A 26,173-nucleotide genomic window follows, 5' to 3' on the forward strand; every position below is an offset into this window, starting at 1 on the left:
GTCGGTGGGTTCGACGGCGAGGGCAGGTCGCCCGTGAGCAGGATCCGCTCCCGTCGGTCCTCGACCATCGGGTCAGGCACCGGCACGGCCGACAGCAGCGCCCGCGTGTAGGGGTGCAGGGGCAAGGCGTAGAGGTCGTCGGCATCCGCCTCCTCGACGAGCGCCCCGAGATACATGACTCCGACCCGGTCGCTGATGTGCCGGACCACGGCGAGGTCGTGGGCGACGACGAGGTAGGTCAGGCCGAACTCCTCCTGCAGGTCCTCGAGGAGGTTGACCACCTGGGCCTGCACCGACACGTCGAGGGCGGACACCGGCTCGTCGGCGACGATGAGCACAGGATTGACCGACAGCGCCCGCGCAATGCCGATCCGTTGGCGCTGGCCGCCGGAGAACTCGTGCGGGTACTTCTTCAGCGCCGCCGGGGGCAGGCCCACGGCGGCGAGCAGCTCGCGTAGCCGCGTGGCCGCGGCTGCGTCGTCGCTGGCGAGCCCGTGGGCGCGCATCCCTTCGAGCAGGAGCGACTCGACCGACTGGCGCGGGTCGAGGCTGCTCATCGGGTCCTGGAAGACCATCTGCATGTCCTGGCGCTTGCGGCGGAGCGCCTCGCCTTTGAGGGAGGCGATGTCGACGCCGTCGAACGACACGGTCCCGGCCGTCGGGGTCTCGAGGTTGAGGATGGCGCGCCCGAGCGTCGACTTGCCGCAGCCGGACTCGCCGACGAGCCCATAGGTCTCGCCGCGCCGGATCTGCAGGTCGACACCGTCGACGGCGTAGACGTGCCCGACGACCTTGTCGAACACGACCCCCTTCTTGATGGGGAAGTGGACCTTCAGGCCCTGCACGTCGAGGAGCACCTCATGCTCGTCGGTGCCCGTCTCCGTAATCGGCGCGGTCGCGGTCATCAGGACTCCTCCACCGGGTTGTGGCAGCGCAGGGCGCGGCCGAACTCCTCGACCAGTGCGGGCGTCTGCTGGGTGCAGATCGGGATCGCGTTGCTGCAGCGCGGCGCGAAGGCGCAGTTGCCCTCCCACGGCAGGTTATCGGCGACCGATCCTGGGATCGGGGTCAGCCGCGCGTCGCGCTCCGCCTCGAGGCGGGGGATCGACGCGAGCAGCCCATGCGTGTAGGGGTGGCGGGGCTGCGCGAAGAGGGTATGCCGCTCGGCCCGCTCCACGATCCGCCCTCCATAGAGCACGTTGACCGTGTCGCAGAGGCCGGCCACCACCCCGAGGTCATGGGTGATCATGATGAGCGCCGTGCCGGTGTCACGCACGAGATCGGCGAGCAGGGCGAGGATCTGCGCCTGGATCGTCACGTCGAGCGCGGTCGTCGGCTCGTCGGCGATGAGCAGGCGGGGCTCGCAGGCCAGCGCCATCGCGATGAGTGCCCGTTGACGCATCCCACCCGATAGCTGGTGCGGGTAGTCCTTGAGCCGCCGGTCGGGGTCGGGGATGCCGACCTTGTGGAGCATGTCGCGGGAGACCTCGAGGGCCGCCTTGCGGCTCATGCCCTTGTGCCGCTCGAGGACCTCGGCGACCTGGGTGCCGATCGAGACGACCGGGTTGAGTGAGCTCAGCGGGTCCTGGAAGATCATCGCGACGTCGCTGCCGCGGCGGTCGCGCATCTCGCGGTCGGACAGCCGGAGCAGGTCAGTGCCGTCGAAGAGGACCTCGCCCTCGACGCGGTTGCCCCGGCGAGGGAGCAGGCCCATGATCGCCAGTGACGTCACCGACTTGCCGCAACCGGACTCCCCGACGAGGCCGACCGTCTGGCCCGGCCGGACGTCGAAGGAGATGCCGTCGACGGCGGTGAAGGGCTCGTCGCCGGAGTGGCCGAAGGCGACCCGCAGGTCGCGCACCTGCAGGAGCGGCTCGTCGCCACGACGGGCGCTGCCCGTGGTGGGGATGGTGGTCTGCGTCATGCGCTCATCTCCGGCTCTTGGGATCGAGGGCCTCGCGCAGCGACTCCCCCATGAGGGTGAACCCGAGTGCGACGACGATGATGCACATCGCCGGCCAGACGGCGAGGTGGGGGTAGTCGGCGAGGTACTGCTGGGACATGCCGAGCATCTGGCCCCACTCAGGCGCGCGGTCGTCAGGGTTGCCGAGCCCGAGGAAGGACAGGCCGGCGGCGTCGATGATCGAGGTGGCGAGCACGAGGGTCGCCTGCACGATGACCGGACCGAGCGAGTTCGGCAGCATGTGCCGGAACACGATTGCGCGGGGCCTCACCCCGAGGGCCCGGGCCGCAAGGACGTGGTCGCTCGAGCGCTGCGCGAGCATCGAGCCCCGCAGGAGGCGGGCGAAGATGGGGATCTGCACGATGGCGATCGCGATGATGACGGTCACCTGGCTCGGCTTCGATGCGAGGGCCGCGATCGAGACCGCGAGGATGAGCGACGGGATCGAGAGCATGACGTCGACGATGCGCATGACCAGCGTGTCCACCCAGCCGCCGATCGCGCCGGCGAGCGTGCCGAGCGTGAGGCCACCGAGCAGGCCACCGAGCGTCGCGAAGACGCCGACGATGAGCGTCTGTCGGCTGCCGACGAGCAGCCTGGAGAACAGGTCGCGGCCGATCGGATCGGCGCCGAGTGGGAACCCGGGCTCCGCGCCGGGCACCGGGTTCGACTGCGGACGAACCTTGTCGAGGAGGGGCTGGGCCGCCGGGTCGTGGGGGGCGATCCACGGGGAGATGACGGCGAGCACGACGAACACGACGGTGACCGTCGCGCCGACGAGGAAGACGGGGTTGCGGCGCAGCCTGCTCCACGCGCTGGCGAGGAGCGACTGGCCCGCACCTCCGCTGACTCGGCCGGCGTCGGCCACGAGCGTCGTGGTAGCCAGAGCGGGGCCGCCGGCGCGAGTGTCGGGGCCGGTGCTGCGCGCCGCGGTGGCGGCGAGCGAGTCGATGCGCTGCTTCTTGCGGCTGCCGGGGCCCTTGGGGGTGCTCGTCATGGCGGTCACCTCGTCCTGACGCGGGGGTCGATGATGGCATATGTGATGTCGACGAGCAGGTTGACGACGACATAGACGGCGGCGGCGGCCAGGATCAGCACCTGGAGCACGGGGTAGTCCCGCAGCTCGAAGGACATCGCCAGGGCCTCACCGATCCCGCCGAAGGAGAAGACCCGCTCGGTCAGGACCGCGCCGGCAAGCAGGCCGCCGATCTGCAGGCCGATCGTCGTGACGACGGGCAGCAGCGCGTTGCGCAGCACGTGCCGGCCGCGGATGATGCGGGCGGTGAGCCCCTTGCTCTGTGCGGTTCGGACGAAGTCCTCGTCGAGGACGTCGAGGACCGAGGCGCGGGTGATCCGGAAGACGACCGCGAAGGGGATGGTCGCGAGGGCCAGCGCCGGCAGGATGAGGTGCCTGAGGGCGTCCCAGGCGGCGTCCCACTCCCTGGTGAGGACCCCGTCGAGGACGAAGAAGCCGGTGACCCGCGTGGCGTCGAGGCTGGTGCTCTGCCGGCCGGAGACGGGCAGCCAGCCGAGCTGGATCGCGAACCAGTACTTGAGCAGGAACGCGAGGAAGAAGACCGGCACCGCGACCCCGATCAGGGACCCGATCACCGAGAGGTTGTCGAACCACGTGTTCTTGCGGCGCGCGGACAGGTAGCCGAGGGGGATGCCGATCGCGACGGCCAGGAGGATCGCGAAGATGCTCAGCTCGACCGTGGCGGGGAACCGCGCGATGAAGATGTCGACGGCGTCGCGCCCGGGGAGCACCCCCGTGGAGGGCCCGAACTCACCATGGATGACGCGGCCCAGGTAGTTCCAGTACTGGACCCAGATGGGCTGGTCCAGGCCGAGCGCCTTGGACAGCGCGGCCGCGCGTTCGGGCGTCGAGCGCTCCCCGAGGAGAGCCGAGACGGTGCCACCGGGAAGCGATCTGAGCCAGAGGAAGAGCAGGAGGGAGAGGACGAGGACGACGACGAGCATCTGGAGCAGCCGTCGCAGGATGAATCGGAGCATGGGCGTTGGAGACCTCTCTCACCGGCGAGGGCCGCCCCGACGGGTGTTAGGGACGGCCCACGCTCTCGGATGGTCGGTGATCCGTGCGAACAGGCTTCAGATCACTTGCCACCGACGGTGGCCGAGTTGAACTCCTCCGCGGTGAGTGGTGAGGCGACCAGTCCCTGGACGTCCTTGCCGACGACGAGCGCCGGCGGGGAGTGCGTCAGCGGCAGTCCCGGCAGGTACTTGTCCATGATCTCCTGGTTGAGCTGTTCATAGGCCGCGGTCCGCTGGTCCTCGTCGACGATCGAGTCGGCGGCCTTCAGCTTGTTGGACAGCTCCTTGCCCCACGGCTGGCTGAACGTCTGGAAGTCGTTCGTCTCCGAGCCGAAGAACGTGCCGATGAAGTTGTCCGCCGCGTCGTAGTCGCCGGTCCAGCCGACGATCCAGGCATCGAACAGCCCGTTGTCGATGCCCTCGAGGTAGCCGCCGTTCCAGGGCTTGGCGATGACCTTGACCTTGATGCCGACGGCCTCGAGGTCGGTGCGCAGCGCCTCGTAGATCTTCTGCGGGTTGGGCATGTAGGGCCGCGACACCTCGGTCGGGTAGGCGAACTCGAGCGTCATGCCCTCGGCCCCCGCCTCCTTGAGCAGCTGCTGCGCCTTGGCCTTGTCGTAGGCCACCGGCTGGAGGTTCTTGTTGTAGCCCTTGACCGTGTCAGGCATGAACTGCGTCGCCACCGAGGCACCCTCCGGCAGCTGCGTCTTGACGAGCTGGTCCCTGTTGAGGGCGTAGTAGAGGGCCTGGCGAACCTTGAGGTCGGCCAGCTTCGGGTTCTTCTTCGGGTTGAGGCCCATGTAGAGGATGTTGAAGGCCGGGCGGACGAGCACCTGGTTGCCGTCGTCCTTGAGACCCTTCCAGTCGACCGGGTTGGGCAGGTCGTAGCCCTGGATGCTCCCGGCCTTCAGCTCCTGCCGGCGGGTGCTCTCGTCGGGGATGATCTTGAAGACGAGCTTGTCGAGCTTGGCCTTCTCGCCCCAGTAGTCCTCGTTGCGGACCAGCGTGACGGTCTTGTTGGCCTCGTCGTACTTGTCGAACTTGAACGGCCCGGTGCCGACCGGCGCCTGGGAGTAGGGCGGGAAGACGAAGCCGTCACCCTGCGCCTTCACGTCGTTGGCGTTGCCCTTCTCCATGGCGGTCGGGCTCTGCATCGAGAACGACGCCAGGGTCAGCATGGTCGGGAACTTCGAGGTGGTGCGGTTCACCGAGATGACGACCGTCGAGTCGTCCTTCGCAGCACAGCCCTTGTAGAGCGACTCGGACGCCTTGTCCTTGAAGGCGCCCATGGTGTCGGCCCAGTAGGAGGCGGCGCTGCTCTGGGCCGCCGGGTTCTGGTCGAACATGCGCTCGAAGTTCTTGCAGACGGCCTCAGCGTTGAACGGTGTGCCGTCGTGGAACTTCACGCCCGTCCGGAGCTTGAACGTCCAGTCGGTCCCGTTGTCGGACGTCGGCATCTCTGCTGCGAGCTCGGGCACGACCTCGGCCGTCCCAGGCTTGACGCCGAGGAGGCCGTCGAAGAGCTGTCGGCTGACCCGGAAGGTCTCGCCGTCAGTCGCGTAGAAGGGGTCGAACAGCTTCGGGGCACCGGCCGCTCCGAAGGTCAGCGTGCCGCCTGTCTTGGCACCGTTGGTCGAGCCGGGGTCGGCCCCCCGGTCGGATTGGGCGCAGGCCGTGAGGACCAGGGCCCCGGTCGTGAGGACCACGACCGGAGTCATCTTGCGCAAGAACTTCATGTGAGTTACCTCGCTCGGTTCCGGGACGCCCCGCCATTGGAGCGGCCAAGGGACCGACGGCGCTGTTGGCGCCGCCGGTTGGAGGAAACATAGTGAAGTGGGGCACAGTTGTGGTGCTCCACGCCCAATGTTTATCCGTCCGAGACCCCGCGTCGGGGCTCGGTCTGTCGCCGCCAGAGACGGTGGACGGGCCAGAATGAGGCATGACCGCCGATCAGAGTGACGCCGCTGGGCAGCAACCCCACGATGCAGCGACGGTCCAACCGGAGTCGCGTCGCCGCGACGACGAGGTCCCCATCGGGGCGCTCGTCGCGGCGCTCGACGGCAGCGACAAGGATCGGGCCGTGCTCGCCTTCGCCGCGCGAGAGGCGCAGCTGCTCGGATCACCGCTGCACCTCTTGACGGCACAGGAGGTGCATGCCGGGCTCGTCGGTGCCTGGGACGCGGGGTTCGCGCCCATCGGCCTCGAGCCGGAGATGGGCGAGGCCAGTGCGCGGATCATCGATGATGCGCGGAGGGTTGTGCGCCACCGGCACCCCGACCTCGCCGTGACGTCGAGCCAGCCCTGGGGGACCGCCTCCCAGGCACTGGTCGACGCCTCAGCCGAGGCCCGTCTCGTGGTGGTCGGCAGCGGCCGCAAGGGCACCTTGGAGAGGGTCCTGCTCGGCACTACCTCGCTCGACACCGCAATGCACGCGGCGTGCCCCGTCGTCGTGGTCGGAGAGGACCCGGGGGACGTGGGTCGCCCGGTCGTGGTCGGGGTCGATGGCAGCGAGCACAGCGTCCGTGCCGTCACCGTCGCCGGTGACGAGGCCGCCCGCCGCGGCGTCGCCCTCGTCGTCGTGACGACGTGGTGGCTCGAGGTGGTCGACGGGATCGTGGTCACCGAGGAGGGCACGCCCGAGTGGGCTCAGGTCGAGGCCCGCTATCGGGCCATGGTCGAGCACGTTCTGCAGCCGGTCCGGGAGAAGCATCCCGACCTCGCGGTGGAGGTGGACCTGCGCAACGGTCGGCCCGTCGACGTGATCCTCGAGCGGGCGCGGGACGCCGGCCTGGTCGTCGTCGGCAGCCGCGGCCGCGGCGGGTTCGCCGGTATGGCGCTGGGCTCGGTCAGCCACAAGGTGATGCAGCGCTCGCTCGTCCCGGTCGGCATCGTGCGGGCCCAGTCCCACACCGACTGACCCCGTCGATCGGTCACGTTCCCTCGGTCAACCGGTCACGTTCCCTCGGTCGACCGGTCACAAATCCGCACTTGAGCGAGCGCTCCGACTCACGCGCCACCATCGGGAGGACGTGGCCGATGTGACTGGTGGGGATGGGTGCTCACTCGACGAGCAATGCGGGTAGAGGTCAGTCGGTCTCGTCGTCGAACTGGCCGATGACGCGCTCGAGGAGGTCCTCCATCGAGACGAGTCCGACGGGCTGGTCCGGGTCTCCGACGAGGACGAGCTGCTGACGGGTCGCGCGCATCCGGCTCAGAGCCTCGAGCAGCGTCAGCTCGGCCGGCAGGACCTCGGCGGGCGCCACGAAGGGGTCGATCGCCTCCGCGGCCGTCGCACGGACGACGTCCCGCACGTGGACCAGGCCGACCGGCATCCCCTGCTCGACGACGACGAGCCGGGACCGCCCGGAGGTGCGGGAGACGGCCTCCGCCTCCATGCCGGTCGCGCCGGCCGGCACGACGACGGCGTCCGCGAGGGGGACCATCAGCGAGGCGAGCGTCCGGGTCTCGAGGTCGAGCGCGCCCGTGAGGACGCGGTGCTCGGGCTCGGTCAGGGTCCCGTGCTCCCGGGAGGCGGCGATGAGCAGCTGCAGCTCCCGGGGGCCGTGGGCCTGGGCGAGCTCGGGCTGCGGCGTGACGCCGAACAGGCGCAGGGACAGGTTCGCCATGCCGTTGAGGACGGTCAGCACCGGCCGGACGAGCCGCGCGAAGCCGCGGAACGGCAGCGCGAGCAGCAGCGCCGAGCGCTCCGGGTGGGCGATCGCCCACGACTTCGGGGCCATCTCCCCGATGACCATGTGGAGGAACACGACTATGGCGACCGCGAGGACGACGCCGACGACGGTCGCCACCTCGGCCGGGACCCGGGCGGCACCGAGGCCCGAACCGATGAGGTCGGCGACCGCCGGTTTCGCGAGCGCGCCGAGGCCGAGTGTGCACAGGGTGATGCCGAGCTGGGCGCCGGCGAGCATGAGTGAGAGCTCGCGCGAGCCGGCGACCGCCGCCCGTGCGGAGCGGCTCCCGTCCTCGGCGAGGTCCTCGAGCCGGTGCCGGCGGCTCGCCACAAGGGCGAACTCCGCGGCGACGAAGAAGGCGTTGAGGACGAGCAGGACGACCGAGACGATGAGTGCGGTCATCACCGGTGCTCACCCCCCGGGTGGTTCGTGTCGGGTCTCTCGACCTGCGGCAGCGTGTCGAGCGCCTCCAGCCGCACCGTCCCGGCGACGTGCCGGTCGACGGTGGTGACGACGAGGCGGACAGCCGTGGCGAGCGCCTCGCGCACGCCGCCGTCCGCCGTGGCGACCGACACGGGTGCCTCCGAGGTCGCGGCGACGACGGCCTCGTCCCCGACGGCCGGGGTGCGGCCGAGGAGCTCGAGGACGAGACCACTGACCGTGTCGAAGGGGTCGGTCGCGTGGAGCAGCAGACCGGTGCGGGCACCGACCTCGTCGAGCCGGAGGCGGGCCGGCACGAGCCAGGCCCCCGGTCCGTCGCTGACGGCCCCCAGCTCGGGTATGTCGTCCTCGTCGAGGATGTCGCCGACGAGCTCCTCCGCAATGTCCTCGAGGGAGAGGACGCCGGCGAAGCCGCCGTGCTCGTCGATGACGACGACCAGCTGCCGGTGCTCCCGACGGAGCTGCTCGAGCACGGTTGCGAGCGGGGCGCTCGTCGGGACGACGCAGGCAGGGGAGGCGACCTGGCCGACCGTCGTGGCGCCACGCTCGGCAGCGGGCACGGACAGCAGCTCCGCGAGGCCGGCCACCCCGACGATGTCGTCCCGGTCCCGCCCGGTCACGGGGAACCGCGAGTAGCCGGTGTCGAGCCGGGCGACCAGCTCGTCGACGGTCACCGCGGCGGGGATGGTGACGACACGGACGCGCGGCGTCATGGCGTCGTCGGCCGTGAGGTCGCGCAGCCGCAGCCCACCCTCGAGCGTGCCGGACAGCTCGTCCCTCAGCAGCCCGCCCGCATGCGACTCGTCGATGATCCGGGTGAGGTCCTGCGGGGTCGCCCCGTGGTCGAGCTCCTCCACGGGTTCGATGCCGACGGCCCGGAGCAGCCGGGTCGAGGCCGTGTCGAAGAGGCGGACGACCGGCCCGACGACCGCCAGGTATGCGAGGGTGCTGCGGCTCAGCGCCCGCGCGACCCGGACCGTGCGTGCGATCGCCAGGTTCTTCGGCGCTAGCTCGCCGAAGACCATCTGCACGACGGTCGAGAACACGAGAACCGCGGTGACGCTGAGACTGAGGCGAGCGGCATACGACAGGTCGGTGAAGCCGAGCAGGTGAGCGAGCCCGACGCCGACGAGCGGCTCCGAGACGTAGCCGACGAGCAACGCCGTCACGGTGATCCCGAACTGGGCCGCGGACAGGGCAAAGGACAGCCGCGAGGTCACGCGCAGGGCCCGTTCCGCCGCCGCGTCGCCCGACTGGGCGAGGTCACGCAGGGCGTTGCGGTCGACGGCGACGTAGGCGAACTCCTGGGCGACGAAGTAACCGGTCGCGGCCGTCAACGCGAGGACGAGGCCGATCCCGAGGACGAGGTCCATGCGTCAGCACCACGCCGTCGTGATCGAGTGGGGGAGCCGGGCGTCACCCGGCAGGGGACTGTGGCCCTCCTGGGGCGCCGATGTCATGGGGGCAGGATACCGGCGGTGGTCGCCATGCCCGGAAATGCGCCTTCATGTGTCACCATCTTCTCCGTCATGCGCACCGAGAACCCGTCCCACGACCCCGTTGACGTGCGGCTGGTCGTCGGTGCGGCACTCGTCGACGACCTCGCCGCCCCCACCCGGCTCCTCGCCGCCCGGCGAACCGAGCCGACCGAGCTCGCAGGGGGCTGGGAGCTGCCCGGCGGCAAGGTGGACCAGGGCGAGTCACCGCTGATCGCGCTGCACCGGGAGATCGCCGAGGAACTGGGCGTCGAGATCGTGGTAGGCCCCCACCTCCCGGGCCCGCTGCCCGGGGAGACGTGGCCGCTCGGCGACCGCTACGAGATGCTCGTCTGGTTCGCCGAGGTGGCCGGCGGCGTCCCCGAGCCGCTCGAGGACCACGACGAGCTGCGCTGGCTCACCCGCCAGGCGCTGCACGAGGTTGCGTGGCTCCCGGCCGACCTGTCCATCGTCGACGCCGTCGCGGCCCGCCTGCACGACGCCCCACATCCCCCGACCCTGAGAGACTGACACCCATGCCACTGAGCACCCGCGCCGATATCCGGAATGTCGCCATCGTCGCCCACGTCGACCACGGCAAGACGACGCTCGTCGACAAGATGCTGTGGCAGGGCGGCGCGTTCGATGCACGTCAGACCGTGGCGACGACGGGGGAGCGCGTCATGGACTCCGGCGACCTCGAGCGCGAGAAGGGCATCACGATCCTCGCGAAGAACACCGCCATCCATTACAACGGCCCTTCTGCCGTGGCTGCCGGACTCACCGACGGCATGACGATCAACATCATCGACACCCCCGGCCACGCTGACTTCGGCGGCGAGGTGGAGCGCGGCCTGTCCATGGTGGACGGCGTCGTGCTGCTCGTGGACGCCTCCGAGGGCCCGCTCCCGCAGACCCGGTTCGTCCTGCGCAAGGCGCTGGCCGCCAAGATGCCGGTCGTCCTGTGCATCAACAAGGTCGACCGCCCCGACGCCCGGATCGCCGAGGTCGTCGACGAGGTGTACGAGCTGTTCATGGATCTGCTCGACTCAGGGTCGGACTCCGAGGCCGCGCTCGACTTCCCGATCGTCTACGCGTCCGCCAAGGCGGGCCGCGCCTCGCTCGAGCGGCCCGCGGACGGCGCCCTGCCCGCCGAGGACAACCTCGAGCCGCTCTTCAGCACCATCCTCGAGACAATCCCGGCTCCGACCTATGACCCCACGGCGCCGCTGCAGGCCCATGTGACCAACCTCGACTCGTCGAACTTCCTCGGCCGGCTGGCCCTGCTGCGGGTGCACAACGGGACGATCCGCAAGGGCCAGCAGGTCGCCTGGTGCAAGCACGACGGATCCATCGAGCAGGTGAAGATCACCGAGCTGCTCATCACTGAGGGGCTCGAGCGGGTCCCGGCCGCGGAGGCCGGCCCGGGCGACATCATCGCCATCGCCGGAATCCCCGAGATCATGATCGGAGACACGCTCGCCGACGCCGACGACCCGAGGCCGCTGCCGCTCATCACCGTGGACGAGCCTGCCATCTCGATGACGATCGGCACGAACACCTCCCCGATGGTCGGCCGGGTCCGAGGCTCCAAGGTCACCGCCCGTATGGTCAAGGACCGCCTCGACCGGGAGCTCGTCGGCAACGTGTCGCTGCGCGTCCTTCCGACCGAACGGCCGGACACCTGGGAGGTCCAGGGGCGCGGCGAGCTCGCCCTCGCGATTCTCGTCGAGCAGATGCGCCGCGAGGGCTACGAACTGACCGTCGGTAAGCCGCAGGTGGTGATCCGCCACGTCGACGGCAAGGTGCACGAGCCGACGGAGCGCCTGACCATCGACACCCCCGAGGAGTACCTCGGTGCCATCACGCAGATCCTCGCTTCGCGCAAGGGCCGCATGGAGCAGATGACGAACCACGGCACCGGCTGGGTGCGGATGGAGTTCGTCGTCCCGTCCCGCGGGCTCATCGGCTTCCGCACCGAGTTCCTCACCGAGACGCGCGGCACCGGCATCGCGAACCACGTCTTCGAGGGCTACGAGCCGTGGCACGGCGAGATCAAGACCCGCACGAGCGGCTCACTCGTCTCGGATCGCAGCGGCGTCGTGACGGCCTATGCGATGGTCAACCTGCAGGAGCGCGGGACCCTCTTCACCGAGCCCACGACCGAGGTCTACGAGGGCATGATCGTCGGTGAGAACTCCCGCGCCGACGACATGGACGTCAACATCACCAAGGAGAAGAAGCTGACGAACGTGCGGGCCTCCTCCTCGGACAACTTCGAGAAGATCGTGCCGCCCCGCAAGCTCTCACTCGAGCAGTCCCTCGAGTTCTGCCGCGAGGACGAGTGCGTCGAGGTGACCCCGGACGCGGTCCGGATCCGCAAGGTCGTCCTCGACGGCCACGAGCGCGCCCGCACCGCGGCGCGCGTCCGCGCGGCCGCCAAGGCGGAAGGCTGAGCGGTGCGGGTCAGGCGTGTCCTCGCCGGTGCGCTGGCGTCGCTGGCCGTCACGGCCGCGGGGGCCTGTACCTCGCTGACGGGCGGCTCGGCGGCGACCGACCGGGTCGCCGGAGCCTCCCCGGACACGGCCGCCAAGGGCGGTGACCTGCACGTCCTCGTCGCGGGCGACGTCCGCACCTGGGACCCCCAGCTGATGTACGTGGGCCCCGAGGCGTTCTTCGCCGAGCGCACCTTCGTGCGGACGCTGACCACGTATGGCACGGGCAAGGACCAGCGCGAGCTCGTCGGTGACCTCGCGACGACGACGGGCACGCCCACGGACGGCGGGCGCACGTGGAGCTTCACCCTGCGGGACGGAATCGCCTGGCAGGACGGCTCGCCCGTCACCTGTGACGACGTGCGCCACGGCGTGGCACGCACCTTCGACCGCACGACGCACATCGCCGGGACGAACTACGCGAGCTTCCTGCTCGACGTGCCGACCCAGGTGACGGCCGAGGGGCTGGAGAAGCCCGTCTACACCGGTCCGAAGGACACCCGGAACGCGGCGGCCTTCACCAAGGCGGTCGAGTGCAAGGGCCAACAGATCACCTTCCACCTGCGCGAGCCCGAGCCGGACTTCCCCTACATCGTCTCGCTCGCCGAGTTCGCGCCGCGCAAGGCGTCGATGGACAGTGACGACACCCGGCAGGGCCACGCGGTCATGTCGACCGGCCCGTACCGCCTCTCCGGGACCTGGGACTCGGCCAAGGGCGGCACCTTCGTCCGGAACGAGCGCTGGGCCCCGGCCTCCGACCCGGTCCGCAAGGCCTACCCGGACCGGATCGTCGTCGAGGCGGGCCTCGACGAGAGCGCGGTCATCCAGCGGCTGCTCAACGCGAGCGGCACGGACGCGCAGGCGGTCTCGTGGGTCGAGGCGTCGCCGACCCTGCGCAACCAGGCCTCGCCGGAGATCAAGGCGCGGATGACCTCTCCGTGGAACGGGGACGTCGACTACCTGGCCCTCAACATGAAGAGCCGGATCATGTCCCGGCCGGAGGTGCGTCAGGCGTTCGCGCTCGCGACGAACCGTGCGACCTACGTGACGGCGAACGGCGGACCGGACGCCGGAGCGCCCACCTGGTCGATCCTGCCCCCGAGCGTGAGCGAGCGGGGCGTCGCGGCAGAGCCGGGGCGCCCGGTCGAGGGCGATCCCGAGGCGGCCCGGGCCCTCCTCGCGAAGGCGGGCGTGCGCACGCCCGTCAAGGTCCGTGTCGTGCACGTCCAGAGCGCGTTGGGGGACAAGGCGTATGCCGCTCTCGCCGCCGCGTGGGAACGGGCCGGTTTCGACGTGGAGCTGAACGAAGTGCCGCCCGAGAAGTACTACGAGACGATCGAGCGGCCCGACTCCGCGTCCAAGTACGACGTCTTCCGCGGCGTATGGAGTCCCGACTGGCCGTCCGCCGGGGCGATCCTGCCCGCCCTCTTCGACGCCCGGATCAACCTCGACTCGTCCGGCCCGGGGCAGGACGTCGGCTACTTCTCCGACGGTCCCTTCCAGGCCCTCGTCGACAAGGCGACCGCCGCCGCCGACCCGCGCCAGCGCCGGGCCATCTGGGAGCAGGCCGACGACCGAGTCCGGGAGCAGGGCGGCTACGTGGCGCTCGCGGCCTCGAAGTCGACCTACCTGCACGGGCCCGGGGTGACGCACTACGAGGACCACGTGGTCGGTGGCATGGTGGACCTCGCCACTGCCGCCGTCCGCTGATCGGAGCCGTATGCCGCGCCGCCTCCTGTTCGTCCACGCGCACCCCGACGACGAGACCCTCACCTGCGGCGTCACCATGGCGCACCACGTCGCGGCCGGTGACGAGGTGCACGTTCTGACGTGCACCCTCGGCGAGGAGGGCGAGGTGATCCCGGCCGAGCTGCGCCACCTCGAGGGGCACCCGGACGACGCCCTCGCCCCCTACCGCTACGGGGAGCTCACGGAGGCGATGTCCCGGATCGGGTCGCACCTGCACGTGCTCGGGGCCGACCCCGCGGCGGGCCGGCTCTCGCGCTACCGCGACTCGGGGATGGCGGGCTCGGAGGCGGCTGCCCGCCCGGAGGCCTTCGTCAACGCCGACCTCGACGAGGTCGGCGACCTCGTCGCGGAGGTGATCCGCGCGGTGCGACCCGACGCCCTCATCACCTACGACCCGGAGGGCGGCTACCGTCACCCGGACCACGTCCAGACCCACCGTGTCACCCGGGCGGCCCTGGGCCGGCTCGACGACGCGGAGCTGCCGGAGCGGGTCTTCCAGATCCTCGTCGCACGCTCCTGGGCCGAGCAGGACCGGACGCTCCTCCCGGAGCTCGGCGCAGCGGCATACGGCCTCATCCTCCCGTCCTCCACGGACCCCTACCCGCCCTCGGTCGTGCCCGATGCCGAGGTCACCCACGTCGTCGAGGACTCGGCGGCCCGTGCCGTGAAGAACGCGGCGCTGCGGGCCCATCGCACGCAGGTCACGGTCTTCAGCGAGGACATCTACGCGCTGTCCAACAACATCGCCGCCCGCACGAGCGAGCGCGAGGGGTACGGGCGGGTCGACCCGCGCGCGTGGACTGCCGTCGGCGGCGGCAGGCGGCGCGACTCGCTCTTCGCCTGACGGCGTCTCGAGAGAGTCCCGGCAACGATTCGGGGACGACTCCGGACCGCGCGGCGCGGCCACTCCGGGCCAGACCCTGGGCGGGCTATCGTCCCCGGCAACCCAGTCTGTCCGGAGGAACCATGGCTCACAGCGACCGTCGCAGCACCTTCGTGCGGCTCGTCGTCTCCCTGCTCGTCCTCGGTGGCGCCTACGTCGGCCTCTGCGTCTGGACCTCGGGGCACGTCCCCGCGAGCGCAACCGTCGGGGGCATCCGGATCGGCGGCATGTCGCCGGCCGACGCGACCGCCACGGTGGAGAAGCAGAGCCGGTCCCTGCTGGCCACGCCGATCGACGTGACGATCCCGGGCAGCGACAGGACAGTCCAGGTCAAGCCCGGAGAGGCGGGCTTCTCCGTCGACACCGAGCGGAGCCTGGACGGGCTCACCGGGTTCACGCTCAACCCCCGCGCAGCGTGGGACAAGCTGACCGGGTCGGTCGACCTCCCCCTGCTGACCAAGGCCGACGACGACCAGCTCACCGCCTACCTCGAGCGGTTGGCGCCGTCCGTGGAGTCACCCGCTGCCGAGGGGTCGGTCCGTTTCGAGGACGGCGAGGTGGCGGTGACGCTGCCGAAGGTCGGCCGGGCTCTCGACATCGCCGGGACCAAGCTCGCCCTCCGCCGGGCCTTCCCGGACACCACCGCTGCAACGGCCGTCCTCAAGGACGTGCCCCCGCAGGTCAGCGCCGACCAGATCCGCGCCGTGGCCGACGGTTTCGCCCGCACCGCCGTCTCCGCGCCGATCACGCTCGTGGCGGACGGCAAGCAGATGCCGCTCCGACCCGAGCAGTTCGCGCCGGCGATCTCGTTCGTCCAAGACGGCGCCGGCAGCCTGAAGCCGCAGTTCGACGAGGCCAAGCTCTCGGCCGTCATCGCCGAGACGGTCAAGGTCAAGACCACGCAGGCGCGGGAGGCGCGGTGGACCTTCGAGGCGGGCAACGGCCGCCCCAAGATCGTGCCGTCGGTGGACGGGACAGCCGTCGACCAGGAGGCCCTCACCAAGGAGGTCATCGCTGCGATGTCCTCCGACGCGCGCACCGTGACGGTCCGCGCGACCGTGACCAAGCCCGCCTTCACGACGTCCGATGCCGACGCGGCCGGCGTCAAGGACCTCATCGTCGACTTCAGGTCACCCTTCCCGCCCGAGGACACGACCCGCACCCACAACCTCATCGTCGCGGCAGGGACCATCAACGGAACCTACGTCCCACCGGGAGGAACGTTCTCGCTCAACGGGATCCTCGGCGAGCGGACCACGGACAAGGGCTACGCCGACGGCACCGTCATCATCAACGGACGGCTGACCCGTGGCACGGGCGGGGGCATCTCCCAGGTCTCGACGACGATCTACAACATGGCCTACTTCGCCGGGGCGAACATCCTCGAGGCGACACCGCACGCCTTCTTCATCCCCCGCTACCCGGAGGGTCGCGAGGCCACGGTCTTCTGGCCGACCGTCGACAACAAGTGGAAGAACGACACCCCGCACGGGATGCTCCTTCAGACCTGGGTGGAGGGTGGCTACGTCCACGGGCGCGTCTGGTCGACCAAGACCTGGGACATCAAGTCCGTCAAGGGGCCGCGGCGAAACGTCGTGCCGCCCAAGACGATTCGCGATGACTCCCTGAAGTGCTACCCCCAGCAGCCGAACCCCGGCTTCGACGTGACGGTGACCCGGCAGTGGTTCAAGCCCGGGTCGTCCACGCTCGTCAAGAGCGAGGACGTGCACACGCACTACATCCCCGAGGACAAGATCGTCTGCACGAACCCCAAGGCCAAGCCCTGAGGCGGGCCGGACTCGCTCAGGCGTCGGCCGGAGCGAGATAGGTGTAGTCGTGATGCCGGCTGAAGCCGAGCTCCTCCCAGAAGGCGATGGCCCCGGTGTTGTCTCCGGACACCTGTAGGTAGACCGACGGCATGTTGTTGTCCTTGGCTGCCATCGCGACGGCCGAGACCAGCGCCGTCGCGATCCCGCCACGCCGGTGCTCCGGGTGGACCCAGAGCCCGAAGATGCCGGCCCAGCCAGGGTGGATCGCCATCCGGGCGATGCCGGCGAGCCGGCCCGAGCCCTCGTCTCTCACCGACATGAACAGCTGTCCACGGCTGCCCGTCAGCACCCTCTCGGTGATGCCCGGGACGGTGGTGCGCGACTCCCCGTAGGCCATGAGCCACTCGGGCTGCAGCCGGGCGTCGCCGGTGACGGGCGGGGACTGCTCGGTCAGGGCCGGCAGGGCGGCCAGAGGGGCGGTCATGACCCTCACGTGCTCCCCGCGCGACTGGCCGACGCCAGCCGCATAGCCCCGGCTCAGCAGGTGGGCGCCAACCTCGTCGTCGGCCGGGTCGAATCCGACCGGGCCGGGCACCTGGAACATCGGCTTCTGGTCCCGCTGCCGATACCAGTTCTCGACGAAGTCCACAGCCCGCTCGAGCGGCAGCGTCGGATCGCCCACGGGCAGAGCCGAGTTCGCGCGCCCCGTGAAGCGCGGCGCGGACCGGAGCAGCCAGGAACCCAACCCGCTCTGCTCGGTTGCGACCCAGCCCTTGGCCATGAGCAGCTCGAGGTCGGCGATGCCGATGCGGGTGTGCGCGGGGCCGGAGCGCGCCGGGGGCGGCGGCACGTCCTTGGCGGCGACGACGTCACGGCGGGGGATCCTCACCTGCCCGAAGGGGCTGTCCACGACGAGGTCCTGCTCGTCCCGTGACCGGAGCATTCCCAGCACATCCGTCGCGCCCGCCTCCGAACCCTGGGGCAGCCGGTAGCGCACGACGACGCGCTCACCGACCGTCAGCCGGCCGGACGGGTCCCCGGCATCTCTCGCATCCCATGGGTCCGTCGCGGCGGGGCCAGTCATGTCCGGCATACTAGGGCTGCTGCAGACCATCCCGTCCAGGAGGACTCCTTCCATGACCTACGTCATCGCCCAGCCTTGCGTCGACCTCAAGGACAAGGCGTGCATCGAGGAGTGTCCGGTCGACTGCATCTACGAGGGCAAGCGCTCGCTCTACATCCACCCCGACGAGTGCGTGGACTGCGGCGCGTGCGAGCCGGTCTGCCCGGTCGAGGCGATCTACTACGAGGACGACGTCCCGGAGGAGTGGAGCGACTACTACACCGCCAACGTCGAGTTCTTCAACGACCTCGGCAGCCCGGGCGGGGCAGCCAAGCTCGGCATGATCGACAAGGACCACCCGATCATCGAGGCGCTCCCGCCGCAGCCGCACGACGAGTGACCGTCGAGTGACGGTCCTCGACCTACCCGACTTCCCGTGGGACTCGCTCGCGCCCGACAAGGCGCGAGCGAGCGCGCATCCGGACGGCATCGTCGACCTGTCCGTCGGCACCCCGGTCGACCCGACGCCTGAGCTCGTCCGGCGGGCCCTCGCCGAGGCCTCCGACGCCCCCGGCTATCCGCAGACGATCGGCACCCCCGAGCTGCGCGACGCGATCACCGGGTGGTTCGCCCGGCGCCGCGGCGTCACCATCGCCGCTGAGGCGGTGCTGCCGACGATCGGCAGCAAGGAGCTCGTCGCCTGGCTGCCGACCCTCCTCGGCCTTGGCGCCGGAGACATCGTCGGCATCCCCGCGATCGCCTACCCGACGTATGACGTCGGCGCCCGGATCGCGGGGGCCACTCCGGTCGTCGTGCACAGCCTGACCGGGCTCGGCCCCCTCACGAGTGCGACGACCCCGCGGCTGCTCTGGGTCAACAGCCCGGGCAACCCGACCGGGCAGGTGCTCGGGGTCGATCACCTCCGCAAGGTCGTCGACTGGGCTCGCGCCCACGATGTCGTCGTGGCGAGCGACGAGTGCTACGCCGAGCTCGACTGGCGGCAGGACCAGGTCGGCCAGGCGACGCCGAGCATCCTGCACCCGGATGTCTGCGGGGAGAGCCACGAGGGGTTGCTCGCCCTCTACTCCCTGTCCAAACAGTCCAACCTCGCCGGTTACCGGGCCGCCTTCGTGGGGGGTGACCCCGCGCTCATCGCGCGGATCCTCGAGGTCCGCAAGCACGCCGGCATGATGATGCCCACCCCGGTGCAGCACGCGACGGCGGTGGCGCTCCAGGACGACGAGCACGTCCAGGCCCAGCGAGCGGCATACGGGCGACGACGTGAGCGGCTGCTCTCGGCCGTCCGGCGGGCGGGGCTGCGGGTCGACCAGTCCGAGGCGGGCCTCTACCTGTGGGCGAGCCGCGACGAGGACTGCTGGCGGACGGTCTCCGACCTCGCCGACAGGGGCATTCTGGTCGCCCCAGGGTCCTTCTACGGCCCCCTCGGCGAGCGGCACGTGCGTATCGGACTGACCGCGACCGACGAGCGGATCGAGGCGGCATGCGCACGGCTCTGATACCACCGGCCCCGGGTGGGACCCCCGGGTGCCCACTTTTCTCCGAGGGCGCCCTGCTGGGGTAACGTCGCGGACGATAAAGACTTCCGGTCCGCCAGGGCCGGCCCCGAGGAGGCGAAGGAACAGTGAGCGAAGCAGTGGACGGGACCCTCAAGGTAGGGGACAAGGAAGTCAACTTCGAGGGTGTGGACGCGGTCGAGGGCAACGACGGGCTCAACATCTCGCCCCTGCTCAAGCAGACCGGTCTCGTCACCTATGACGTCGGCTTCGTCAACACGGCGGCCTGCCGGAGCGCCATCACCTACATCGACGGCGACCAAGGCATCCTGCGCTACCGCGGCTACCCGATCGACCAGCTCGCGCAGCAGTCGACCTTCGTCGAGGTCGCCTACCTGCTCATCTACGGCAAGCTGCCGTCGTCCGACGAGCTGAAGCGGTTCGACGACCTCATCCGCCGCCACACGATGCTGCACGAGGACCTCCGGGCCTTCTTCAACGGCTTCCCCCGGGACGCGCACCCGATGCCGGTCCTCTCCTCGGCGGTCTCGGCCCTCGGCACCTTCTACCAGGACAGCCTCGACCCGTTCGACCAGGAGCAGGTCGAGATCTCCACGGTCCGGCTCCTCGCGAAGCTGCCGACCATCGCCGCCTATGCCCACAAGAAGAGCGTCGGCCAGCCGTTCATGTACCCCGACAACTCGCTGGGGCTTGTCGAGAACTTCCTGCGCATGACGTTCGGCATGCCGGCCGAGCCGTACGAGCTCGACCCGGTCGTCGTCAAGGCGCTCGACCAGCTCTTCATCCTGCACGCCGACCACGAGCAGAACTGCTCGACGTCGACCGTCCGCCTCGTCGGCTCGGCCCACGCGAACATGTTCAACTCGGTCTCCGCCGGTATCCACGCCCTCTCCGGCCCGCTGCACGGCGGCGCGAACCAGGCGGTCCTCGAGATGCTGGGGCAGCTGCACGAGTCGGGCGAGGACCCGAAGAAGTTCATGGAGCGGGTCAAGAACAAGGAGGCGGGCGTCCGCCTCATGGGCTTCGGCCACCGGGTCTACAAGAACTACGACCCCCGCGCCGCGATCGTCAAGAAGGCGGCCGACGACGTCCTCGAGAAGCTGGGTGCGAACGACCCGCTGCTCGACATCGCCAAGCAGCTCGAGGAGGTGGCCCTCGCAGACGAGTACTTCGTCGAGCGCAAGCTCTACCCGAACGTCGACTTCTACACGGGCCTCATCTACAAGGCGATGGGCTTCGAGTCGAAGATGTTCACCGTCCTGTTCGCCATCGGCCGCCTCCCCGGCTGGATCGCCCAGTGGCGCGAGATGATGACGGACTCCGAGACGAAGATCGGCCGGCCGCGCCAGATCTACACGGGCGAGGCCGAGCGCGACTACGTGTCGGTCGACAACCGCTGACGAGCTCCCGCGGAGAAGGCCCGTCCCCTGCCGGGGGCGGGCCTTCCGCATTGCGCCCTCCCAGCGGGCTGGATCAGCCCAGCGCGATACGGACCGTCGTCGAGGCGGTGCCGCCCGACCAGCCGGCATCGCCCTTGGCGCGGTCCCAGGTCCGGTCGCCGACGGAGACTCGGGTGATCCCGAACCCTTCGGCGTTCGCCACGGCCCACTGGCCGACGGCCCAGGCCTGGCGGCCGTCGCGGGCCTGCACCGTGAGCGCGTCCCCCGCGGCGGAGCCCTGCACCCCGGCCTGCTGCACCAGGGCCGCGGCGACCTGGGCCGGCGTGGCGTGCGACGTGGCGGGGTCGAGCCGGCAGGTCAGCCCAGCGGGGGACCAGCCGGTCAGGGTCGAGGCGAGGACGCGGCCCTGACCCTCGTGGTCGCGGTAGGCCTCGGGATAGGCGCTGCGCTGCACCTTCTGCGCGATCGTCGTGATGTCGGCGGTCTCGTAGCCCTTGAACCTGACCAGCTCGTCGTAGAACTTGTTGGTGGAGTAGACCGGGTCGAGGATCTGCTCGGCCGTGCCCCAGCCCTGGCTCGGCCGCTGCTGGAAGAGCCCGAGCGAGTCCCGGTCGCCGAAGCGGATGTTGCGGATCTTCGACTCCTGGTAGGCGGTCGTGATCGCGATCGTCGCCGCCCGGGCCGGCAGCCCACGCTTGAGCGAGATGGCGCCGATGAGCGCGGCATTCGCGGTCTGCTCCGGGTCGAAGGTCTCGGTCATCCCGGCCGCGCTGATCGTGCAGACCGGCTTCTGGGTGCTGCGGACGAGGGCCGAGACCCCCAGCCAGCCGGCGCCCACGAGCAGGGCGAGCACGACGAGCACGACGACAGGGCCGCGCCGCCGGCGCCGGGCCCGGCGGGCGGGCGGTCGTTTCCGGCGGGACTCGGCAAGAGCCAGGCCGGGACGGTCGCTGGGCATCGGTTCCCTTCGGGAGCCGGTCGTCCGGCTCAGTTCGCGTGCAGTGCCTCGTTGAGCGTGATCCCCGTGCCCTTCCGGTCGCGGGCCTCGACGACGCCGGTCTCGCTGTTGCGGATGAACAGTACGTTGTCCGACCCTGACAGCTCGCGCGCCTTGACGACGGACCCGTCGGGCAGGGTCACCTTGGTGCTCGCGGTGACGTAGAGCCCCGCCTCGACGACGCAGTCATCGCCGAGGGAGATCCCGACACCCCCGTTGGCACCGATGAGACAACGCCGGCCGAGGCTGATCCGTTCCGTGCCGCCGCCCGACAGCGTGCCCATGATCGAGGCGCCGCCGCCGACGTCGGAGCCGTCGCCGACGACGACTCCCTGGCTGACCCGGCCCTCGACCATCGAGCTGCCGAGCGTGCCGGCGTTGAAGTTGCAGAAGCCCTCGTGCATGACGGTGGTCCCGGGGGAGAGGTGCGCGCCGAGCCGCACCCGGTCCGCGTCGGCGATCCGGACGCCGGCGGGCACGACGTAGTCGGTCATCCGCGGGAACTTGTCTATGCCGAAGACCTGAACCGGGCCGTCCGCGCGGAGCGCGAGGCGGGTCTGCTCGAAGCCGTCCACCGCGCACGGGCCGTGGTTGGTCCACACGACGTTGGCGAGCGCGCCGAAGAGGCCGTCGAGGTTGATCGTGTTGGGCTGGACGAGGCAGTGGGAGAGCAGGTGCAGGCGCAGGTAGGCGTCGCCGGCGTCGGCCGGGGCGGCGTCGAGGTCGATCTCTACGAGCCGCACCTCGGTGCGCACCCGGCGTCGCTTGTCCTCGCCAGCCAGCGCGGTGAGCTCGTCCGGGGCCTCCGCGCCCTCGGGTGCCGCGCCGAGCGCCGGCTGCGGGAACCACGTGTCGAGGACCTGTCCGCCCTCGGTGATGGTCGCGAGTCCGTGTCCCCATGCGGTGCGCTCAGCCATGTGGCAAGGGTATTGGGGGCGGCCCACCGCACGAAACGCAGCCCGAGTGGTGGGCTGACTCCCGATAGCCTTCCCCGTATGCCGCTCACCGACCCGCCCCGCGCCCGTGCCCTTCTCGACCTGTCGAGTGACGTCGCGAACCTGACCGCGGCCCTCTGCGACATACCCTCCGAGAGCCGCGACGAGGCAGCCCTCGCCGACGCCGTCGAGGCGGCGTTGGGTGGGCTGGGACACCTCGAGGTGATCCGGGACGGCAACACGGTCGTCGCCCGGACGAACCTCGGTCGGGCCGAGCGGGTCGTCCTCGCCGGCCATCTCGACACCGTTCCGATCACGGCCTTCCCGGACAGCCGGGAGCCCAACGTGCCGACTCGGCTGCGCGGTGACGAGCTGTGGGGACGAGGCACGGTCGACATGAAGGGCGGCGTCGCCGTCATGCTCAAGGTGGCCGCCCAGGTGACGGAGCCGAGCCGCGACCTGACCTTCCTCTTCTACGACTGCGAGGAGATCGAGGCGGAGTTCAACGGGCTGGCCCGCCTCGGCGCCGACCGACCGGCGCTGCTCGCCGGCGACTTCGCGGTGCTGCTCGAGCCGACGGGCGCCGCCATCGAGGGCGGGTGCAAGGGAACCCTCCGGGTCGATGTGGTCACGACCGGTGTCGCGGCCCACTCGGCACGGCCCTGGAACGGGCACAACGCGATCCACGACGCCGGCGCGGTGCTCTCCCGGCTCACGGCATACGGGGCCGAGACGGTCACGGTCGACGGGCTGGACTACCACGAGGCGCTCCAGGCAGTCGGGATCTCCGGCGGGATCGCGGGCAACGTCATCCCCGACCGGTGCGTCGTCACCGTCAACTACCGGTTCGCCCCGGACAAGTCGGTGGACGAGGCGTTCGCGCACGTCCAGCACGTGTTCGACGGGTTCGAGTGCGTGCTCGGTGACGCCGCAGCCGGGGCCCGCCCGGGGCTGCAGCTGCCGGCCGCCCAGGCGTTCGTCGCGGCCCTGGGGCTGCCCGTGTCGGCCAAGGAGGGGTGGACCGACGTGGCCCGCTTCTCCGAGCTCGGGATCCCGGCGGTCAACTTCGGCCCCGGTGACCCGAACCTCGCGCACATGGACGACGAGCGGTGCCCGGTCGAGCAGTACGTGCGGGCGGAGCAGGCGCTGCTGCGTTGGCTCTCCTGACACGCTCGCCCACCTTCCCCAGCCGCCGCGCATAGGGTTGCCCTGTGACGCAACCTGGACCCACCGAGAAGCCGGACGAAGAGCCCCTGGTGCGGCGTGACACCGAGCGCCGGTCCGGCCCGGTGACGCTGCGACGCACCCGTGTGCCCGAGACGACGACGGACCAGCGGCTGCTGGACCGCCAGCAGCCGGCGGACTGGCTCCACGCCGACCCGTGGCGGGTCATGCGGATCCAGTCGGAGTTCGTCGAGGGCTTCGGCGCGCTGGCCGAGCTCGGCCCGGCCGTCGGTGTCTTCGGGTCGGCGCGGATCCTGCCCGAAGACCCGGCTTACGCGATGGGTGTCGAGGTCGGCCGGCTCGCCGCCGAGGCGGGCTTCGCCGTGATCACCGGGGGCGGCCCGGGAGCCATGGAGGCAGCGAACAAGGGCGCCTTCGAGGCGGGCGGCACCTCGGTCGGGCTCGGCATCGAGCTGCCCTTCGAGACGGGCCTGAACCCCTACGTCGACCTCGGCATCAACTTCCGCTACTTCTTCGCCCGCAAGACGATGTTCGTCAAGTACTCGCGCGGCTTCATCGTGCTGCCCGGTGGCTACGGCACCCTCGACGAGCTCTTCGAGGCGCTCACGCTCGCCCAGACCCGGAAGGTGACCGAGTTCCCCGTCGTCCTCATGGGCACCAGCTACTGGCAGGGCCTCATCGGCTGGCTCAGTGACGGTCCGCTCACGAAGGGGATGATCGGTCCCGGCGACATCGACCGCCTCACCCTGACCGACGACCCGGCCGAGGCCGTCAAGATCATCCAGACCTACGAGGAGCCGTTCGCGTGAAGTGGTTCATCCTCCTCGTCGGCATCGTCGTCCTGTGCGGGGTGGCCGCGCTGGTGCTCGGGTATGTCGGGGGCGGGATGGGACGCGCCACCTCCACGCTCAGCCACCAGGCCCTCCCGGACGACGAGCTGACCGACAGCGACCTCGAGCAGCTGCGGTTCGACGTGGGGCTGCGTGGCTACCGGATGAGCGAGGTCGACTCGGTCATCGGGCGACTGCGGCGGGAGCTGAAGGACAAGGACGAGCAGCTCGCCGTGCTCCGGGGCGAAGCGCCACCAGTGGCCCGAGGGGTGGAAGTGGCCGGTCCGGCTGTGGCCGGACCGGCTGCGGACCAGGCAGACGCGGCGCGGGTCGAGGAGGGCGAGGGACCGGCGGATGACCACGGGGACGCTGCGGCGGTCGCCGGGCGTCCCGCAGAGGCGGGGCCGCCCGAGCGGCGTGAGGCGCCCTCCGCCGAATGACGACCCGCACGGGCGGCTCCCGCCTCACCTTCGGTGTCACGGTCCTCGCGCTCTATGCGGCGTGCCGGGCCGTCACGACGGTGGTGCTCCTGGCCGTGCTGCCGCGGCAGGTGCCGAGCGGCATGACGGGCGGCCTCGACGTGCCGGTGACGTACTGGCGGTTCACGGCACTGTGGGACGGCCAGTGGTACGAGCGGATCGCGCTGCACGGCTATCCCGGCGTCCTGCCCGTCGGGGCAGGCGGGCACGTGGATCAGAACCCGTGGGCGTTCTACCCGCTCTTTCCCTTCGCGTCGCGGGCGCTGATGCAGGTCACCGGGCTCGACTTCCCGGCCGCGGGGTCGACGATCGCGCTCCTCTGCGGCTTCGGTGCAGCCCTGCTCATGGGCCTGCTCCTGCGCGGGCGGATCGGCAGCCGGGCGGCGCTCGTCGTGGTCGTGCTCTGGGCCAGCTTCCCGGCGTCGGTCACCCTGCAGCTGGCCTACACCGAGTCGCTCGCCATGCTGCTCCTCGTCGGCTACCTCTACGCGCTGGACCGGAGACGGTGGCTCGTCGCGACCGCTATCGCCGTCCTCGTCGGGCTCTCACGCCCCATCGCGGTGCCCCTCGGCATCGTCACCCTGGTCGTGGTCATCGTCCGATGGCGGGCCCGGGACCGCCGGCCGATCCCCGTGCGCGAGTATGCCGCGATGGCCGCCGCGCTGGTCGGGTGCGCCGTCGCCGGGTTCCTGTGGCCCGCCATCGCATGGTGGAGCACGGGCAGCGCCAGCGCCTACACCGACACCATGGCGGCCTGGCGCGGATCCGGGGAGGTGCAGCCCTTCACCCCCTGGCTCGGCACGGCCAAGTGGTGGCTGGGCGACACCTGGGGGCCGCTCCTGCTCGTCGTCGTCCCCCTCGTCATCATCGCGATGGTGGCTGGCCCGTGGGCCGCCGCGCTGAGGGCCGACCTGAGGAGCTGGTCGCTGGCCTATCCCTTCTACCTCGCGGCGGTGCTGGACCCGTTCACGAGCATCATCCGCTACCTCATCCCCCTCTTCCCGCTCCTCGTCCCGCTGGTGGGCGCGGGCTGGGCGGACCGCCGCGGCAACTCCTGGGCGCGGCTGCTCGTGCGGGCGGTGCCGCTGCTCGTCCTGTTCGTCATCGGGCAGTACTGGTGGACCGACACCCTGTGGCGGTTCGTCCCCCCGACCGACTATCCGCCGTAACCCCAAAAGCGCCGCGCTGATCGCGAATGCCTTCCTCACCATCCAGAGTGCATTCCTCGCG

23 protein-coding genes are annotated in these 26,173 nt (G+C 70.7%); 13 read left to right on the forward strand and 10 right to left on the reverse strand.

What is annotated here, in order from left to right; translation table 11 throughout:
* From ACTHJJ_RS13685 to ACTHJJ_RS13705, 5 genes are all read right to left on the reverse strand, one after another.
* Nucleotides 1-905, reverse strand: a 905-nt coding sequence (locus tag ACTHJJ_RS13685) for an ABC transporter ATP-binding protein (RefSeq protein ID WP_440303490.1), incomplete at its 3' end; no start/stop codon positions are given.
* Nucleotides 905-1,924, reverse strand: a complete 1,020-nt coding sequence (locus tag ACTHJJ_RS13690) for an ABC transporter ATP-binding protein (protein ID WP_440303491.1) — start codon at nucleotides 1,922-1,924, stop codon at nucleotides 905-907. The genes ACTHJJ_RS13685 and ACTHJJ_RS13690, both read right to left, overlap by 1 nt.
* Before the next feature lie 4 nt (nucleotides 1,925-1,928).
* Nucleotides 1,929-2,960: an ABC transporter permease gene (locus ACTHJJ_RS13695; RefSeq protein ID WP_440303492.1), complete on the reverse strand. Its 1,032-nt coding sequence runs from the start codon at nucleotides 2,958-2,960 to the stop codon at nucleotides 1,929-1,931.
* 5 nt (nucleotides 2,961-2,965) lie between these two features.
* The gene (locus ACTHJJ_RS13700) at nucleotides 2,966-3,976 is read right to left on the reverse strand and encodes an ABC transporter permease (RefSeq protein WP_440303493.1); all 1,011 of its coding nucleotides are present in this window, start codon (nucleotides 3,974-3,976) and stop codon (nucleotides 2,966-2,968) included.
* Nucleotides 3,977-4,077: 101 nt separating this feature from the next.
* Entirely contained in the window at nucleotides 4,078-5,751 is a 1,674-nt protein-coding gene (locus ACTHJJ_RS13705; RefSeq protein ID WP_440303494.1) for an ABC transporter substrate-binding protein, read from the reverse strand.
* A gap of 203 nt (nucleotides 5,752-5,954) precedes the next feature.
* Between ACTHJJ_RS13705 and ACTHJJ_RS13710 the strand changes: the two genes are divergently transcribed.
* Nucleotides 5,955-6,932: a universal stress protein gene (locus ACTHJJ_RS13710; protein WP_440303495.1), complete on the forward strand. Its 978-nt coding sequence runs from the start codon at nucleotides 5,955-5,957 to the stop codon at nucleotides 6,930-6,932.
* 169 nt (nucleotides 6,933-7,101) lie between these two features.
* On the opposite strand, the gene ACTHJJ_RS13715 is transcribed toward ACTHJJ_RS13710, so the two are convergent.
* A complete protein-coding gene (locus ACTHJJ_RS13715) occupies nucleotides 7,102-8,109 on the reverse strand; it encodes a hemolysin family protein (RefSeq protein ID WP_440303496.1) in 1,008 nt (335 codons plus the stop codon).
* Nucleotides 8,109-9,521 (reverse strand): hemolysin family protein, encoded by a 1,413-nt coding sequence (locus ACTHJJ_RS13720; RefSeq protein WP_440303497.1) that lies wholly within the window; start codon nucleotides 9,519-9,521, stop codon nucleotides 8,109-8,111. Before ACTHJJ_RS13720 ends, ACTHJJ_RS13715 begins: the two co-directional genes overlap by 1 nt.
* Nucleotides 9,522-9,677: 156 nt before the next feature.
* Between ACTHJJ_RS13720 and ACTHJJ_RS13725 the strand changes: the two genes are divergently transcribed.
* The 5 genes from ACTHJJ_RS13725 (at nucleotide 9,678) to ACTHJJ_RS13745 (ending at nucleotide 16,537) form a co-directional block, all read left to right on the forward strand.
* A complete protein-coding gene (locus ACTHJJ_RS13725) occupies nucleotides 9,678-10,154 on the forward strand; it encodes a (deoxy)nucleoside triphosphate pyrophosphohydrolase (RefSeq protein ID WP_440303498.1) in 477 nt (158 codons plus the stop codon).
* Between the two features lie 5 nt (nucleotides 10,155-10,159).
* Nucleotides 10,160-12,079 carry a translational GTPase TypA gene (typA, locus tag ACTHJJ_RS13730; RefSeq protein WP_440303499.1) on the forward strand — a complete coding sequence of 640 codons (1,920 nt, stop codon included), beginning with the start codon at nucleotides 10,160-10,162 and terminating at the stop codon, nucleotides 12,077-12,079.
* A 3-nt stretch (nucleotides 12,080-12,082) separates the two neighbouring features.
* Nucleotides 12,083-13,828, forward strand: coding sequence for an ABC transporter substrate-binding protein (locus ACTHJJ_RS13735; RefSeq protein WP_440303500.1), 1,746 nt, complete (start codon nucleotides 12,083-12,085; stop codon nucleotides 13,826-13,828).
* A gap of 10 nt (nucleotides 13,829-13,838) precedes the next feature.
* A complete protein-coding gene (gene mshB, locus ACTHJJ_RS13740; RefSeq protein ID WP_440303501.1) occupies nucleotides 13,839-14,711 on the forward strand; it encodes an N-acetyl-1-D-myo-inositol-2-amino-2-deoxy-alpha-D-glucopyranoside deacetylase in 873 nt (290 codons plus the stop codon).
* Nucleotides 14,712-14,833: 122 nt separating this feature from the next.
* On the forward strand, nucleotides 14,834-16,537 hold the full coding sequence (locus tag ACTHJJ_RS13745; RefSeq protein ID WP_440303502.1) for a VanW family protein: 1,704 nt from the start codon (nucleotides 14,834-14,836) through the stop codon (nucleotides 16,535-16,537).
* A 16-nt stretch (nucleotides 16,538-16,553) separates the two neighbouring features.
* Here the strand turns inward: ACTHJJ_RS13745 and ACTHJJ_RS13750 are convergent, their stop codons facing one another.
* Nucleotides 16,554-17,603: a GNAT family N-acetyltransferase gene (locus ACTHJJ_RS13750; RefSeq protein ID WP_440303503.1), complete on the reverse strand. Its 1,050-nt coding sequence runs from the start codon at nucleotides 17,601-17,603 to the stop codon at nucleotides 16,554-16,556.
* Nucleotides 17,604-17,655: 52 nt separating this feature from the next.
* On the opposite strand from ACTHJJ_RS13750, the gene fdxA reads away from it, so the two are divergent.
* The 3 genes from fdxA (at nucleotide 17,656) to ACTHJJ_RS13765 (ending at nucleotide 20,517) form a co-directional block, all read left to right on the forward strand.
* Nucleotides 17,656-17,982: a ferredoxin gene (gene fdxA, locus ACTHJJ_RS13755; RefSeq protein WP_440303504.1), complete on the forward strand. Its 327-nt coding sequence runs from the start codon at nucleotides 17,656-17,658 to the stop codon at nucleotides 17,980-17,982.
* Between the two features lie 7 nt (nucleotides 17,983-17,989).
* Nucleotides 17,990-19,099 (forward strand): succinyldiaminopimelate transaminase, encoded by a 1,110-nt coding sequence (dapC, locus tag ACTHJJ_RS13760; RefSeq protein ID WP_440303505.1) that lies wholly within the window; start codon nucleotides 17,990-17,992, stop codon nucleotides 19,097-19,099.
* A gap of 137 nt (nucleotides 19,100-19,236) precedes the next feature.
* Nucleotides 19,237-20,517, forward strand: coding sequence for a citrate synthase (locus ACTHJJ_RS13765; RefSeq protein WP_440303527.1), 1,281 nt, complete (start codon nucleotides 19,237-19,239; stop codon nucleotides 20,515-20,517).
* A gap of 73 nt (nucleotides 20,518-20,590) precedes the next feature.
* Here the strand turns inward: ACTHJJ_RS13765 and ACTHJJ_RS13770 are convergent, their stop codons facing one another.
* Both ACTHJJ_RS13770 and dapD read right to left on the reverse strand, forming a co-directional pair.
* The gene (locus ACTHJJ_RS13770) at nucleotides 20,591-21,475 is read right to left on the reverse strand and encodes a hypothetical protein (protein ID WP_440303506.1); all 885 of its coding nucleotides are present in this window, start codon (nucleotides 21,473-21,475) and stop codon (nucleotides 20,591-20,593) included.
* Nucleotides 21,476-21,504: 29 nt separating this feature from the next.
* Entirely contained in the window at nucleotides 21,505-22,431 is a 927-nt protein-coding gene (dapD, locus tag ACTHJJ_RS13775; protein WP_440303507.1) for a 2,3,4,5-tetrahydropyridine-2,6-dicarboxylate N-succinyltransferase, read from the reverse strand.
* A gap of 78 nt (nucleotides 22,432-22,509) precedes the next feature.
* On the opposite strand from dapD, the gene dapE reads away from it, so the two are divergent.
* From dapE to ACTHJJ_RS13795, 4 genes are all read left to right on the forward strand, one after another.
* Nucleotides 22,510-23,616: a succinyl-diaminopimelate desuccinylase gene (gene dapE, locus ACTHJJ_RS13780; protein WP_440303508.1), complete on the forward strand. Its 1,107-nt coding sequence runs from the start codon at nucleotides 22,510-22,512 to the stop codon at nucleotides 23,614-23,616.
* 86 nt (nucleotides 23,617-23,702) lie between these two features.
* Nucleotides 23,703-24,443, forward strand: coding sequence for a TIGR00730 family Rossman fold protein (locus tag ACTHJJ_RS13785; RefSeq protein WP_440303528.1), 741 nt, complete (start codon nucleotides 23,703-23,705; stop codon nucleotides 24,441-24,443).
* Nucleotides 24,440-24,904, forward strand: coding sequence for a DivIVA domain-containing protein (locus tag ACTHJJ_RS13790; RefSeq protein ID WP_440303509.1), 465 nt, complete (start codon nucleotides 24,440-24,442; stop codon nucleotides 24,902-24,904). Before ACTHJJ_RS13785 ends, ACTHJJ_RS13790 begins: the two co-directional genes overlap by 4 nt.
* Nucleotides 24,901-26,112, forward strand: a complete 1,212-nt coding sequence (locus ACTHJJ_RS13795; protein ID WP_440303510.1) for a hypothetical protein — start codon at nucleotides 24,901-24,903, stop codon at nucleotides 26,110-26,112. Before ACTHJJ_RS13790 ends, ACTHJJ_RS13795 begins: the two co-directional genes overlap by 4 nt.
* The last annotated feature ends 61 nt before the right edge of the window (nucleotides 26,113-26,173 follow it).

The sequence above is a fragment of the Intrasporangium sp. genome, from assembly GCF_051961875.1.
GTDB lineage: Bacteria > Actinomycetota > Actinomycetes > Actinomycetales > Dermatophilaceae > Intrasporangium_A.